This is a genomic window from Flavobacterium gossypii (genome assembly GCF_014138495.1).
Classification (GTDB): domain Bacteria; phylum Bacteroidota; class Bacteroidia; order Flavobacteriales; family Flavobacteriaceae; genus Flavobacterium; species Flavobacterium endophyticum.
Genome location: NZ_JACJIS010000005.1, coordinates 1 through 13,691, shown reverse-complemented (window position 1 = coordinate 13,691; position 13,691 = coordinate 1). Strand labels below are relative to the sequence as shown.

15 protein-coding genes are annotated in these 13,691 nt (G+C 37.5%); 9 read left to right on the top strand and 6 right to left on the bottom strand.

The window, feature by feature from the left end; genetic code table 11:
* Nucleotides 1-21 precede the first annotated feature (21 nt).
* Both carB and rpmH read right to left on the bottom strand, forming a co-directional pair.
* Nucleotides 22-2,874: a carbamoyl-phosphate synthase large subunit gene (gene carB, locus GGR22_RS16375; protein WP_121377555.1), complete on the bottom strand. Its 2,853-nt coding sequence runs from the start codon at nucleotides 2,872-2,874 to the stop codon at nucleotides 22-24.
* 170 nt (nucleotides 2,875-3,044) lie between these two features.
* On the bottom strand, nucleotides 3,045-3,206 hold the full coding sequence (gene rpmH / locus GGR22_RS16370; RefSeq protein ID WP_008464848.1) for a 50S ribosomal protein L34: 162 nt from the start codon (nucleotides 3,204-3,206) through the stop codon (nucleotides 3,045-3,047).
* A 168-nt stretch (nucleotides 3,207-3,374) separates the two neighbouring features.
* On the opposite strand from rpmH, the gene GGR22_RS16365 reads away from it, so the two are divergent.
* Both GGR22_RS16365 and GGR22_RS16360 read left to right on the top strand, forming a co-directional pair.
* A complete protein-coding gene (locus tag GGR22_RS16365) occupies nucleotides 3,375-3,890 on the top strand; it encodes a DUF2892 domain-containing protein (RefSeq protein ID WP_121377556.1) in 516 nt (171 codons plus the stop codon).
* A gap of 158 nt (nucleotides 3,891-4,048) precedes the next feature.
* Nucleotides 4,049-4,744, top strand: coding sequence for a TlpA family protein disulfide reductase (locus GGR22_RS16360; protein WP_182494528.1), 696 nt, complete (start codon nucleotides 4,049-4,051; stop codon nucleotides 4,742-4,744).
* 31 nt (nucleotides 4,745-4,775) lie between these two features.
* Here GGR22_RS16360 and GGR22_RS16355 read toward each other — a convergent pair whose 3' ends face one another.
* A complete protein-coding gene (locus GGR22_RS16355) occupies nucleotides 4,776-5,669 on the bottom strand; it encodes a lytic transglycosylase domain-containing protein (protein ID WP_121377558.1) in 894 nt (297 codons plus the stop codon).
* Nucleotides 5,670-5,721: 52 nt separating this feature from the next.
* A complete protein-coding gene (locus GGR22_RS16350) occupies nucleotides 5,722-6,384 on the bottom strand; it encodes an alpha/beta hydrolase family protein (RefSeq protein ID WP_182494527.1) in 663 nt (220 codons plus the stop codon).
* 202 nt (nucleotides 6,385-6,586) lie between these two features.
* On the opposite strand from GGR22_RS16350, the gene GGR22_RS16345 reads away from it, so the two are divergent.
* Together GGR22_RS16345 and GGR22_RS16340 are read left to right on the top strand one after the other, a co-directional pair.
* On the top strand, nucleotides 6,587-6,871 hold the full coding sequence (locus tag GGR22_RS16345; RefSeq protein ID WP_121377560.1) for a GNAT family N-acetyltransferase: 285 nt from the start codon (nucleotides 6,587-6,589) through the stop codon (nucleotides 6,869-6,871).
* 82 nt (nucleotides 6,872-6,953) lie between these two features.
* Nucleotides 6,954-7,292 (top strand): hypothetical protein, encoded by a 339-nt coding sequence (locus GGR22_RS16340; protein WP_121377561.1) that lies wholly within the window; start codon nucleotides 6,954-6,956, stop codon nucleotides 7,290-7,292.
* Nucleotides 7,293-7,299: 7 nt separating this feature from the next.
* Here GGR22_RS16340 and mtaB read toward each other — a convergent pair whose 3' ends face one another.
* Nucleotides 7,300-8,628: a tRNA (N(6)-L-threonylcarbamoyladenosine(37)-C(2))-methylthiotransferase MtaB gene (gene mtaB / locus GGR22_RS16335; RefSeq protein ID WP_121377573.1), complete on the bottom strand. Its 1,329-nt coding sequence runs from the start codon at nucleotides 8,626-8,628 to the stop codon at nucleotides 7,300-7,302.
* Nucleotides 8,629-8,723: 95 nt separating this feature from the next.
* Here mtaB and GGR22_RS16330 point away from each other — a divergent pair, with 95 nt between their 5' ends.
* The 5 genes from GGR22_RS16330 to GGR22_RS16310 all read left to right on the top strand — a co-directional run bounded on the left by GGR22_RS16330 (nucleotide 8,724) and on the right by GGR22_RS16310 (nucleotide 13,379).
* Nucleotides 8,724-10,343 (top strand): ABC transporter substrate-binding protein, encoded by a 1,620-nt coding sequence (locus tag GGR22_RS16330; protein WP_182494526.1) that lies wholly within the window; start codon nucleotides 8,724-8,726, stop codon nucleotides 10,341-10,343.
* Between the two features lie 87 nt (nucleotides 10,344-10,430).
* The gene (locus GGR22_RS16325) at nucleotides 10,431-11,102 is read left to right on the top strand and encodes a response regulator transcription factor (protein ID WP_182494525.1); all 672 of its coding nucleotides are present in this window, start codon (nucleotides 10,431-10,433) and stop codon (nucleotides 11,100-11,102) included.
* Nucleotides 11,102-12,373, top strand: a complete 1,272-nt coding sequence (locus GGR22_RS16320) for a sensor histidine kinase (protein ID WP_182494524.1) — start codon at nucleotides 11,102-11,104, stop codon at nucleotides 12,371-12,373. Before GGR22_RS16325 ends, GGR22_RS16320 begins: the two co-directional genes overlap by 1 nt.
* Nucleotides 12,374-12,446: 73 nt before the next feature.
* Nucleotides 12,447-12,884 (top strand): PepSY-like domain-containing protein, encoded by a 438-nt coding sequence (locus GGR22_RS16315; protein ID WP_182494523.1) that lies wholly within the window; start codon nucleotides 12,447-12,449, stop codon nucleotides 12,882-12,884.
* A 21-nt stretch (nucleotides 12,885-12,905) separates the two neighbouring features.
* Nucleotides 12,906-13,379 (top strand): PepSY-like domain-containing protein, encoded by a 474-nt coding sequence (locus GGR22_RS16310; protein WP_182494522.1) that lies wholly within the window; start codon nucleotides 12,906-12,908, stop codon nucleotides 13,377-13,379.
* A gap of 96 nt (nucleotides 13,380-13,475) precedes the next feature.
* On the opposite strand, the gene GGR22_RS16305 is transcribed toward GGR22_RS16310, so the two are convergent.
* Nucleotides 13,476-13,691: T9SS type B sorting domain-containing protein (locus tag GGR22_RS16305; protein ID WP_182494521.1), on the bottom strand; the 216-nt coding region annotated here is incomplete at its 5' end.

The window sequence follows — 13,691 nt, the reverse complement described above, 5'->3', positions numbered from 1 at the left end:
TTTTACAATCGGGATTTTTTATTATTTACTTAAGTACATTTTTCTTCTGGAGTACAATTCGTAGAATTGATCGTCTTTCAAATCATCAATAAACAAAATGCTTTCTCCTGTAGATTTCATTTCCGGACCTAAAGCTTTGTTTACGCCTGCGAATTTGCTGAAAGAGAATACCGGCTGCTTGATGGCAAACCCTTTTAGCTGCGGATTAAAATTAAAGTCAGTCACTTTGTTATGTCCGAGCATTACTTTGGTTGCATAATTCACATACGGCTCGCCATACGCTTTCGCGATAAACGGAACAGTTCTCGAAGCTCTAGGATTGGCCTCAATGATATACACCATATCGTCTTTGATCGCAAACTGTATGTTGATTAGTCCAACAGTTCTTAAAGCCAAAGCGATTTTCTTAGTATGATCTTTAATCTGCTGCATTACAAATTCACCAAGATTAAAAGGAGGCAATGTCGCATTAGAATCTCCAGAGTGCACGCCACATGGCTCGATATGTTCCATGATTCCGATGATGTACACATTTTCGCCATCGCAGATAGCATCGGCTTCCGCTTCGATTGCGCCATCTAAATAATGATCCAGCAGCAATTTGTTTCCTGGAATGCTTCGCAATAAATCAATTACGTGCTCTTCTAGTTCTTTTTTATTGATTACGATTTTCATACCTTGTCCGCCAAGAACATACGATGGACGAACCAGCAAAGGAAAATCTAATTTGTCTGCTAAAGCCGCAGCTTCGTCAGCTGTTTCTGCAATACCGAACTGTGGGAAAGGAATTTTTAGTTCTGTCAGAAGTTCAGAAAAACGCCCTCTGTCTTCCGCCAAATCCAAAGCATCGAAGCTGGTTCCGATAATCTTGATTCCGTATTTAGAAAGTTTTTCAGCTAATTTTAAAGCCGTCTGTCCTCCTAATTGTACAATTACTCCTTCTGGTTTTTCATGTTGGATGATGTCGTAAATATGCTCCCAAAATACTGGTTCGAAGTATAATTTATCAGCCGTATCAAAATCTGTAGAAACCGTTTCCGGATTACAGTTGATCATAATGGTTTCATAACCGCATTCTTTCGCAGCCAATACGCCGTGCACACAAGAATAATCGAATTCGATTCCTTGTCCGATTCTGTTTGGGCCCGAACCTAGGACAACGATTTTCTTTTTATCGGTTACAATACTTTCGTTATGAACGTATTTTTTACCGTCGGCAGTTTCAATTTCTGCCTCGAAAGTAGAATAGTAATACGGTGTTTTAGCCGTAAATTCTGCTGCACAAGTATCTACCAATTTATAAACGCGATTAATATTCATGTCTTCGCGCAATTTATGCACCTGGCTTTCCAAACATCCCATCATGTGAGCAATCTGCCTGTCTGCAAAACCTTTCTGTTTTGCTTCCAGCAATAATTCTTTTGGAAGCGTGTCTATCTTGAAGTTGGAGATTTCTTTTTCCAACGTATACAATTCTTCATATTGTTTCAGGAACCACATGTCAATCTTAGTGATTTCGTGAATCCTGCTCAATGGAATTCCCATCTGGATAGCATCATAAATCACGAAAACTCGGTCCCAACTTGCATACGTCAATTTCTCGATGATTTGCTCGTAATTGGTATAACCTTTTCCGTCAGCACCAAGACCGTTTCTTTTAATCTCGAGAGATTGTGTCGCTTTGTGAAGCGCTTCTTGGAACGAACGTCCGATTCCCATCACTTCTCCAACAGATTTCATCTGAAGTCCTAAAGTTCTGTCTGCGCCTTCAAATTTATCGAAGTTCCAACGTGGAATTTTTACGATAACGTAGTCTAAAGTCGGCTCGAATAATGCTGAAGTTGATTTTGTAATCTGGTTCTGCAATTCATCCAAGTTATAACCTAAAGCTAATTTCGAAGCGATTTTCGCAATCGGATAGCCTGTTGCTTTTGAAGCCAAAGCTGAAGAACGAGATACACGTGGATTGATCTCAATCGCTACGATATCTTCTTTTTCATCTGGAGAAACTGCAAACTGTACGTTACAGCCGCCAGCAAAGTTTCCGATGCTTCGCATCATTTTGATGGCCATATCGCGCATTTTTTGGAAAGTCGCGTCAGATAAAGTCATCGCTGGAGCTACCGTAATAGAATCTCCTGTGTGGATTCCCATTGGATCCATATTTTCAATAGAGCAGATAATCACGACATTATCGTTTTTATCTCTCAACAATTCTAATTCGTATTCTTTCCAACCCAACAAAGCTTTATCAATCAAAACTTCATGAATTGGGGACATTTCTAATCCGTAAGTCAGTTTTTCATCGAATTCTTCCTTCGTATGAACAAAAGCTGCTCCAGTTCCGCCCAATGTAAACGACGGACGAATTACCAATGGAAACCCAAATTCTTGCGCGATTTCTTTTCCTTGCAAGAAAGATGTAGCTGTTTTTGCAGGCGCTGTCGGTATTTCGATTCTTTCTAAAAGCTGTTTGAACTGCTCTCTGTCTTCGGTAATATTAATGGCGTTGATATCTACTCCGATCAATCGTACGCCAAAATCAGCCCAGATTCCTTTTTCATCCGCTTCAAGACATAAGTTTAAAGCTGTCTGTCCGCCCATTGTTGGCAAGACGGCATCAATCTGAGGATGTTCTTTAAGGATTTCGATAATCGACTTTGTCGTCAGTGGCTTTAAATAGATGTGGTCGGCCATTGACGGGTCGGTCATGATTGTGGCTGGATTGGAATTGATCAGGATAACTTCAATTCCTTCTTCTCTGATAGATCGTGCAGATTGCGAGCCAGCATAATCAAATTCGCAGGCTTGTCCGATAACAATTGGACCTGAACCGATGATTAAAACTGATTTAATTGAATTGTCTTTCGGCATTTTGTTGTGTGTTGTTGTAGTTAATTCTGGATGCAGGGTTTTGAATTCAAGATAAAAGGCAACCTCAAACCTCGTATCTATGACCCTGAGCCTATTTAATTTAGCGACAAGGTATAAAAAAAGGCGATACTAACATTAAGTAACGCCTTTATTGATGTTTATCTAAAACATTATTTTTTGTGTCTTGGTTCAGAAGAAACAGTAAGTTTATGTCTTCCTTTAGCTCTTCTACGAGCAAGCACTTTTCTTCCATTGGCAGAAGCCATTCTGTCCATAAAACCGTGCTTATTTCTTCTTTTTCTCTTCGATGGTTGAAACGTTCTTTTGCTCATTGCTTTGTATCTTTAAAAATCTTAATTAAATATCTTTTTATAGGTTCGAAATCAATGCTGTTCCAAAACCGAGTGCAAATATACGAAGACTTTTTTTTCTGGCAAGTGGTTTTATAAAAATATTTTTAATTGATTTTATTACCTTTGCGACTCAAATATGTAAAAATTATGTTTCACAGAAATATCAAACTCATCTTAGCCGGATTAATAATTGCTACTGGCATTTGGCAATTTACAGAAAATAATATAGGAAATGGAATTTTTCTTATCCTTTTATCGCTAGTCTTCATTCTGCTTTATTTCAAAAACGAATTCATCCTTTTGGCATTCTTAAAATTAAGGAAGCAAGATTTTGCTGGAGCACAAAAATGGCTGGCTTATATCAAGAACCCAGAAACCGCTTTGGTCAGAAAACAGCAGGGTTACTACAACTACCTTCACGGACTGATGCTTTCTCAAACTAATTTGATGCAAGCTGAGAAGTATTTCAAAAAAGCGATCGAATTAGGATTGTCTATGGATATGGATTTGGCTGTTGCCAAATTAAATCTTGCGGGAGTTGCGATGTCGAGAAGACGAAAAATTGAAGCTACGAATTTATTAAACGAAGCCAAAAGACTTGACAAACAGAATATGCTAAAAGATCAGATAAAAATGATGAAAGAGCAGATGAAAAAAATATAAGCTTTCTGCATACAAAAGATTTAAAGCCGTCTTGGAAGTTTCTAAGACGGCTTTTTTATTCGTTTATCGGTGAATTCGGCAATTTTTAGATTAAAACATAAGTTTATCGTATTATTTTAATAAATTACAGTAAATTTACTTAACAAATTAACTAATACATGAAAGATTTATTAGTTAAAATAGCACTTTTACTATTCCCCCTCTTCCTTTTCAGCCAAGAGCATGACATGTTTTTTTCTGATGCAATCAAAATAAACTTCAAGAAATACAGCTCAGAAAGCAATCTGGCCTATAAAAACAAAGATTTCAAAAGAGGAAAGTTCTTATTCGATTCCTTAGTAAAAGGACAGCTTGTCGGAACAAAATTTGACAATTATTCTTTTAAAAAAATACAAGGCGGCAAGCTAAATCTAGAATCGTCCAAAAAACCTATCTTCCTTCTTACGTATGCTTCGTGGTGTGTTCCCAGCAAAGGAGAAATTCCTGCATTGAACAAGTTGGCACAAAAATATAGCAACGACGTAAAGTTTGTTGTTTTGTTCTGGGACAAAAAACACAATGTCAAAAAAGTGGCTAAAAAATTCAACAGCCATATTACCGTGTGTTTTGCACATGAGACTTATAAAAACGATGCGCCTGCCATTTCTTCGATCAAGCATACGTTGGGATTTCCTACTTGTTTTTATCTAGATGAGCATTTAAAAATCGTAGATATCAAGAGAGGCGGAGGAAATTCAAGTCCAAGTGTTGCCTACATGAAGGCGTATACCCAAAATTATAATGCGTTTCGAGATGGACTTAGCACCATCTTAATCAATAAGAACATATCAAAAGAACGACTTGCTACAAACTAAAAAAAAGCGCTGCAGGTGCAACGCTTTTTGATTAATATCCTTCAGTCGGAATTTCTATTATGTATTTCTTCTTGGCCGGATTCGTTAATTTTCTATCGCGGAGCCATGGATTGTGGATTTTCAAAATCTTGTAATTAATGCCTTGTGCTTTTGCAAAAGCAGCCAAATCTGTTATGGAACTATCGATTTCTAGCTTTCTAGTTGGAATGTTTGGATACAATTCGGCTGGCGCTACATTAAATCCATATTCAACTGGATTTTTCATGATCTGTTTCAAGGCTAAAATTCTAAAGACATAACGCGCCGTTTCATCCGTTAGCAACAAATCGTAATAATTTGTGACTCCTTGAATTGTAATCTGTTTGTTTACGCCGCCGAAACCACCATTATACGAAGCAGCGGCTAGTGTCCAGCTTCCGAATTTTCTATACGCATCTAGCAAGTATTTGCAGGCCGCCTCCGTTGATTTTTCTAAGTGGTATCTTTCATCGACACCATCATTTACCTCCATGCCTCTTTCTTTTGCCGTATCGGGCATAAATTGCCAAAACCCTTTTGCACCGGCAGAAGAAGTCGCATTCATCAAGGCACTTTCGGCAACAGCCAAATATTTAAAATCATCTGGAACGCCATTTTTCTTTAAAATCGGCTCAATTATCGGAAAAGAGCGATTGGCTCTTTTTATGATCAGCAAAGTAGAAGCATCCAGATTCGCATTGACTAGCAATTCTCTGTCCAAACGCTCTTTCACGTCGGCAATATGCAAAGGTGTTTTTTCGCCAGCAAAATCAATTTCTGTTGGAAAAAAATATCCTTTCGCTACAGGAGCCTTCTCTCCTATTTTTTCATTGGAAACAGCATGAATTAAAATTCCGCTTACCAAAACAACTGAGGCTATCAAGCCTGTCTTTTTCATCAAGTTCATGTTCTTTTTTCTTTGAGTGTATTTTGTAAACCTACAAACATTTTACCAATTTTTAATTATCTAGAATAATTTTTGGCAGGTGTTCATTCAGCCATCTGAATTTATTAATAATCATGATGTGCGTTCCGTCTTTCACGGGAATAAAATTCTTGATGTATTTTGGAGGAAAAACTTCGTCTGCATCTCCATGGATATGAACCACTTTACTATCCGGCTCTGTCCTATCCCACAGAATAATTTGCTCTAAAGCCCAATCTAGATATTTTTTGTCTCGCATCGACAGAAATTTTTCATAAAGCTTCAGCCTTTTGTTCATCTTGTCATTTCCGAATGAAAACTTGGCAAACGTCTCTACATTTTGCATTAGTCCGGTCGGAAACAGCTTATAGGCTTTGATAGACTTTGCCATCTTCATTCTTCTTGGAAACTCAGCATTGCTTTTGACGCTTGAAATAATGATAATCTTTCTGGGATTTACAAATTTGGCCATCTCTTGCACCAAGACACCTCCAAATGAAACTCCGACCAGCACAGGATTTTCATGTTTTATTTCTTTTGAAATACGCTCAGCATATTGCGTCAGGCTTTCGCCATCTAAAGGAAGTACCCATTCTAAAAGGAAGATTTCAAACTGGTCTTCGGGAAGATGAATTCTTTCAAAGATTGTTGAGCTTGCCGCCATTCCTGGCATAAAATACACTGGAATTTTTTCCATCATAATTGTTTTAACGCTATCATAACAGCAACAAAAGGTTTTTATTACGAAATTTGTATAAAATTATGGTTTTTATTCTAAACCGCTCTTCTCATTATTTTAAATAATCGATAAATTAAGGATAGGAATGTTTTCGAAATCAAAGAGAAATCGCGCCTTTTACAACTATCGATTGCTACATCGTTGAAACATTATTTAAGTTATGGAAATTAAAGACAATACTTTTTCAAGACAATTTGAAACACAGTTTGAAGGAAAATTAGTTGCGGTTGAATACTCCTTTCAGGAGAAAAAAATTTTCCTCACCAAAATCAACCTGCCCGACCATTTTGAAAATGACGAATTCATAAATGACTTTTTAAAGGACATTATGGCCATTGCAGAGGAGCGAAAGCTAAAAGTAGTTCCTATTCACCCAAAAATTGCGGCATTTTTCAAAAAGAATCCTATTTACAGGGAATTGCTTCCACCTGGAATCCGAATTTAAGTCGAAAGTCTTAAAGTCGAAAGTCAGAAAGTTATTTTTTTTTCTAATGTTTTGAAATATTATTTTTTATTATTTTTATCCAATGACGGAAGAAAATAATCTCAAAATCCTCAGCTTCTTCGAAAACATCGAAAAATATTACGGCTGCAAGACTGAAATTACGGAAGGACTTTATAGCCTTACGGAAAGTTTTGACAACCATTCTACAACATGGAATTTATCGGAATTCACGCTCATTCGTTCTGGCTATAGAAAAACTGGCGACAGAATGATGATGGAAGGCGAAAAGATGTATTTTGAAATCTCTGCCGCCCTCATCGTAAGCTTTGAGCAGACAGGCAGGAATTCTTTTGAATTTATTGAAAAATACGGACAGTCTGTTTTTAGGGTGACCAAAATTAAGTTTCACTATAAATATTAGCGCTTAATTAAGCTTCGACATTCAAGAATTCCATACGCACTGAACCATCTTCGTCAATTTTTGTCAGATTGATTTCGTGCAATGTATTGACCAATTCTGGATTCCAAGGTGTTTTTACTTTTACGTAATTCTCCGTAAAACCGTGAATGTAGCCTTCTTTGTTTTCTCCTTCAAACAAAACAGTTCTGTTGGTTCCTAACTGGCTTTCATAAAAAGCTCTCCTTTTCTTGACAGAAAGTCCGCGCAACATCTTGCTTCTTTTCGCACGAACATTAGCCGGAACAGGATTTGGCATTTGAGCCGCTTCAGTATTATCTCTTTCAGAATACGTAAAAACATGCAAGTAGGAAATATCCAAATTGTTTAAGAAGTGGTACGTTTCTAAGAAATGCTCATCCGTTTCACCTGGAAATCCCACAATCACGTCAACACCGATACATGCATGCGGCATGACTTCGCGGATTTTATTCACACGCTCCATATACACTTCTCTTAAGTAACGGCGTTTCATTTTTTTCAAGATATCGTTGCTTCCTGATTGCAACGGAATATGGAAATGTGGCACAAAAGTTCTTGATTTTGAAACAAATTCTATCGTTTCATTGCGAAGCAGATTCGGCTCGATTGAAGAAATCCTTAAGCGTTCAATACCTTCAACTTTGTCTAACTCCTGAACCAATTCGTAAAAAGTATGTTCGTGTCTTTTATTGCCAAATTCTCCTTTTCCGTAATCGCCAATATTCACTCCTGTCAGGACAATTTCTTTGATATTTTGCTGTGAAATTTCTTTGGCATTTTTCAATACGTTTTCCAAAGTATCGCTTCTTGAAATTCCTCTAGCCAAAGGAATCGTACAATACGTACATTTATAATCACATCCGTCTTGTACTTTCAAAAAGGCCCTCGTCCTATCGCCGATAGAATAGCTGCCTACATAAAAATCGGCTTCTGAAATCTCGCAAGAATGCACTTCGCCGAAATCATTTTTCGACAGATCGTTTATATAATCGGTAATCTTAAATTTCTCTGTTGCTCCTAAAACCAAATCCACACCGTCAACCGCCGCGAGTTCTTCTGGCTTCAATTGTGCATAACAACCAACGGCCGCTACGAACGCCTTATCATTTAGTTTCATTGCCTTTTTTACGACTTGCTTGAACTGCTTGTCTGCGTTTTCAGTTACGGAACACGTATTGATAACGTAAATATCAGCCACTTCTTCAAATTCGACACGGTCAAAACCTTCGTCTTGAAAATTACGGGCAATTGTAGATGTTTCTGAAAAATTCAGCTTACATCCCAAGGTATAAAAGGCAACTTTTTTTCTGTTCTCTATCATTATAAATCCTCCGAGAAATTGGGAAATTGGTATCTTTAGCTATATTTACATTTTGCAAATAGCCTGCAAATTTACATACAATATTTTTCAAAATGAAATCAATAATTTACTATATATCAATATTTTGGATATCGTTAACTTTATTTTCCTGTGGAAAAGATGCGAAAGAAAATCGCGACCATGAAGTTTTTCGATTCAATCAAGATGCCAATGTAAGTTCCCTTGATCCGGCTTTTGCAAAATCACAAGAGAATATCTGGATGTGCAATCAGCTCTATAACGGGCTTGTTCAATTGGATGATAGCTTGAACATAAAACCAGACCTAGCCAAATCTTGGGCAATTTCTGAAGACGGAAAAACCTATACGTTTACGCTGAGAAAGGATGTCTTTTTTCACAAAAACAAAGTATTTGTCAACAGAAAAGATTCCACTCGAACTATAAATGCAAATGATTTTGAATACAGTTTCCATCGTCTTTTAGATGAAAAAGTAGCTTCTCCTGGCGGATGGATCATGCAGAATGTTGAAAATTTTAAAGCGAAAAATGATTCTGTTTTTGAAATCAATTTAAAGAAACCATTTCCTGCCTTTTTAGGATTGCTTTCTATGAAATATGCTTCTGTGGTTCCGAAAGAAGCCTTTGCCATGTCTGGTTATGATTTTAGGACAAACCCGATAGGAACTGGTCCTTTTCAATTCAAGCTTTGGGAAGAAAACGTAAAGTTAGTTCTGAGAAAAAATCCTTTGTATTTTGAAAAAGATGAAAAGGGAAATCAGTTGCCTTATTTAGAAGCCGTAGCTGTTACCTTTTTACCAGACAAACAAAGCGGTTTCCTTCAATTTGCACAAGGAAAGATTGATTTTGTTTCAGGCCTTCATCCTTCTTATAAAGATGAAATCCTGACGCAAAGCGGACAGCTTCAGGAAAAATACAAGAAAGACGTGAACATGATTACCGGGCCTTATCTGAATACCGAATATTTAGGCTTTCGCATGGATTCAAAAGAAAAGGCCGTACTTGACAAAAGAATTCGACAAGCCATGAATTATGGTTTTGACAGGCAGAAATTGGTCACTTATTTAAGAAATGGTATGGGAACTCCCGCCATCAATGGAATGATTCCGGCCGGATTGCCAAGTTTTGATACTACAAAAATCGGATATGATTATGACATCCAAAAAGCAAAAGCTTTGGTAGCTGATTATAAAAAAACAACTGGAGATCTCAATCCAAAAATTGCATTGAGTACGAATGCTACTTATCTGGACATTTCAGAATATTTACAGCGCGAATGGAAAAAAATCGGGCTGGATGTTGCTATAGATGTGAACCCGCCTGCCACATTGAGACAAGCTATTTCCACAGGGAAAGTTTCTTTTTTCAGAGCCAGCTGGATTGCCGATTATCCTGATGCCGAAAATTATCTTTCCTTATTCTATAGTAAAAATTTCGCTCCAAACGGCCCTAATTATACTCATTTCAAAAATGATGAATTTGACCGATTATACGAGCAGGCTTTTTTAGAAACGGACAATGCAAAGCGCTTTACTACTTATCAAAAAATGGATGCCTTGATCATGAAAGAGGCACCTGTAATTCTGTTATTCTATGACAAAGTCGCTCGTTTTACTAGAAAAAATGTTTCTGGGTTGGGAATAAATCCGCTAAATATGCTGGATTTGCGACGCGTAAAAAAGAGCAAAGTATAATTCAAAAAACCAAGCTATTCACTAGTATTCCCAATTGTTTCCAAAATCTGATTTTATTTTGGCTGCAAATCCAAAAATTTCAAAAGCATGAAAATCTTAATCATTGAAGACGAAGCCGGACTTAGGGAAGTGATCCAACAATCGCTCGAAAAGGAAAAATACATCGTTGAAACAGCACACGATTTTATTTCCAGTTTGGACAAGCTCGGTTCTTATGATTATGATTGTGTCTTGATCGATATCATGCTTCCCAACGGTAGCGGTCTGGATTTGCTTGCCGAAATAAAAAAACAGCGGAAACAAGAAGCCGTGATTATCATTTCTGCAAAAGATGCCGTAGATGACAAAGTAAAAGGTTTGGATTTGGGTGCCGACGATTATTTGAGCAAACCATTTCATCTTGCAGAATTGCATGCCCGAATTAAATCCGCTATCCGCAGAAAAAGCCACAATGGCGACAATCTTATTACTTGGAAAAACCTGACCCTATCTCCAGAACAACGAAGCGTTTCCGTCAACAATGAAAATCTGGTCTTGAACCGAAAAGAGTTTGACTTGCTGTATTATTTTGTCATCAATCCGAATCGGCTGATTAACAAAACGGCCTTGGCTGAATACGTTTGGGGCGACCATACTGACCAAGCCGACAATCTAGATTTCGTATATTCGCAAATAAAAAACCTTCGCAAAAAACTGAAAGATGCTGATGCCGAAATCGACATTCAAGCAGTTTACGGCATTGGTTATAAAATGAGCTGATGAAACTACAAAATTACACGCTACGCTATCTGGCCATTACGCTTCTTGCCGTAATCCCAATCTGGGCGGGCTTGTTTTATGTACTGATTTTGGATGAAGTCTATGACAATATCGACGACGATCTTAAAAACTCAAAAATCATCATCATCAGACAGGCTTTTGCTGATGAAAAATTGCTCAATACCCCTGAATTTGGAATTAATAAATTCACGATAAAGCCGCTTCCAAAAGGAAATTACTCCTATAAAGACGAATTCTTTACAGCGGCAGAATTTATGGAATATGACGATGACGACGAGCCCATCCGAACCCTGAAAACTGTATTCAACGACAAAAATGGAAAGCCGCACGAGCTCATCATCAAAGCTTCTATCGTTGAAGAAGACGAACTTTTAGAAGACTTGCTTTTAGCACTTTTGGGCCTATACGTCATGTTGGTCATAAGTATTTTGGTCGTAAATCATTTTCTCTTGAAGCGAATCTGGAAATCGTTTCACGCTATTCTGGCCAATCTGAAAAACTTTAAATTAGGAACGGGCGCTCGTATAAAATCAGTAAGTTCTCCAATTGACGAGTTTAAGACTTTGGCGAAAGAAGTAGAAGAAATGCTGCAACGCAACGAAATGATCTATTCCAGCCAAAAACAATTTATCGAAAATGCCTCGCACGAATTGCAGACGCCATTGGCTATCAGCATCAACAAATTAGAGCTGTTCGCAGAAAACAATACGCTTCCTGACGAACAGATGATCGAAATAGGAAAAATTACAGATACGCTAAATCGATTGGTACGTTTGAACAAATCGCTATTAATGCTGTCTAAGATTGAAAACCAACAATTTTCAGAAGAAGAACCTATCAATTTTAATGAACTCATTCGTCAATTAGCAGATGATTTTTCAGATTTAGCCGATTTCAAAAAAGTTACTATTACTATCGAAGAAACCGCCTCGCTTCAATTCAACATGAACAAAGGACTGGCTACGGCATTGGTAAGCAATCTCCTTAAAAATGCTTTAATCCATAACTATCAAGGCGGTTCAGTCGAATTTATAATAAATGAACATGATTTCATAATCTCGAACTCTGGCACGGCTTCGTCCTTAAATCCTGAAATCATTTTCAACCGATTTTACAGGCTTACAAATACCAATGAATCTACTGGTTTGGGCTTGGCAATCGTAAAATCGATTACCAATACTTGCTCTATTTCCATTGCGTATACTTTTAATGGAAACCACCAGTTTAAAATAATTTTTCCAAAAAAATAAGCTATTGGGCATTTATTCCTAATTGTTTCCAAATTCTGCATGTAATCTTGTATAGAATTTAAAACAACTAGTTATGAAAACACAAATGAGTTTAAGCCTAATTGCAGGTCTACTATTCAGTTTTTCGGCTCATGCACAAAAAACTACAATCACAACAGCAGAGCTTCCTGCAAAAGCACAAGCCTTTCTAAAGGAACATTTCGCAAATGAAAATCCTGTCTCTATCGTAAAAGACAAAGAGACATTTTCAACAGACTATAAGGTTCGATTTTCGAATAATACCGAGGTTGAATTTGACAGTAAAGGCAACTGGGAAGAAATTGACGGAAACCATACTCCAATTCCAACCACTACTATTCCAGCAAAAATAGCTTCTTATGTAAAGTCAAATTATAAGGAGGTTTCAATCACTAAAATTGACAAAGGTCATTGGGGCTATGAAGTTGATCTTAGTAACGGAATAGAATTAGAATTTGACTCCAATGGTAAATTCTTAAGAATAGACAATTAATTCATTTAAATTATTAAAGATATGAAAACTATTAAAAATGTATTGCTAGCCGGATTTTTTGCATCATTCATGCTGATACTGGCTTCTTGTTCCAGCGATGATAATGAAAATAACAACTCGAATGTTATTGAATCTAGTGCCCTTCCTGAAAATGCTCGAAACTTTATAACGACGCATTTTCCTGAAGCAACGTATACTTTGGTAAAACAAAATTCTGTTGCCGATGATGACGGCTCCATCTATGACGTTTATCTTTCCAATGGTTTCGAAATTGACTTCGACACAAATGGAAATTGGACAGATGTTGACGGAAATACTCAAGCTGTTCCTGTCGCCATTATTCCAGCATCTATCACTTCGTATGTTACTGCAAATTATGCAGGGCAGACCATAAACACTATCGAAATTGAAACAACCGGCTACGACATCGAGCTTTCCAGTGGCCTAGATTTGGTATTTAACGCCCAAGGAGAATTTATAAGGGTTGATTCTTAATCTGCTCATCCATTCTTCATCAAAATCAAAAAGGAGCTTCCGTTATTACAGAAGCTCCTTTTATCAATCAAAATAAACCTAAACAAAAATTATCTTTTATCTCTTGAGTGAGAAGTGCGCCCTGAACTCCTTGCCCGTCCCGTTCTCCTGGTACAGGACCTTGAACCAGTAGTCGGTCGAAGGAAGAGGGCGGCCGTTCATCGTGCCGTCCCATCCAGAGCCCGCAGGGCTGATCTGCTTCACGAGCTTGCCGTAGCGGTCGAAGATGTAGATCGACGCCTCTGGCTGGCCCGCAAGGCCGATGATGTTCCA

Bases quoted from the DNA above. Each gene is read 5' to 3' on its own strand.
- carB (WP_121377555.1), bottom strand. From the start codon at position 2,874: ATGCCGAAAGACAATTCAATTAAATCAGTTTTAATCATCGGTTCAGGT.
- rpmH (WP_008464848.1), bottom strand. From the start codon at position 3,206: ATGAGCAAAAGAACGTTTCAACCATCGAAGAGAAAAAGAAGAAATAAG.
- GGR22_RS16365 (WP_121377556.1), top strand. From the start codon at position 3,375: ATGTTTCACAGAAATATCAAACTCATCTTAGCCGGATTAATAATTGCT.
- GGR22_RS16360 (WP_182494528.1), top strand. From the start codon at position 4,049: ATGAAAGATTTATTAGTTAAAATAGCACTTTTACTATTCCCCCTCTTC.
- GGR22_RS16355 (WP_121377558.1), bottom strand. From the start codon at position 5,669: ATGAACTTGATGAAAAAGACAGGCTTGATAGCCTCAGTTGTTTTGGTA.
- GGR22_RS16350 (WP_182494527.1), bottom strand. From the start codon at position 6,384: ATGGAAAAAATTCCAGTGTATTTTATGCCAGGAATGGCGGCAAGCTCA.
- GGR22_RS16345 (WP_121377560.1), top strand. From the start codon at position 6,587: ATGGAAATTAAAGACAATACTTTTTCAAGACAATTTGAAACACAGTTT.
- GGR22_RS16340 (WP_121377561.1), top strand. From the start codon at position 6,954: ATGACGGAAGAAAATAATCTCAAAATCCTCAGCTTCTTCGAAAACATC.
- GGR22_RS16330 (WP_182494526.1), top strand. From the start codon at position 8,724: ATGAAATCAATAATTTACTATATATCAATATTTTGGATATCGTTAACT.
- GGR22_RS16325 (WP_182494525.1), top strand. From the start codon at position 10,431: ATGAAAATCTTAATCATTGAAGACGAAGCCGGACTTAGGGAAGTGATC.
- GGR22_RS16320 (WP_182494524.1), top strand. From the start codon at position 11,102: ATGAAACTACAAAATTACACGCTACGCTATCTGGCCATTACGCTTCTT.
- GGR22_RS16315 (WP_182494523.1), top strand. From the start codon at position 12,447: ATGAAAACACAAATGAGTTTAAGCCTAATTGCAGGTCTACTATTCAGT.
- GGR22_RS16310 (WP_182494522.1), top strand. From the start codon at position 12,906: ATGAAAACTATTAAAAATGTATTGCTAGCCGGATTTTTTGCATCATTC.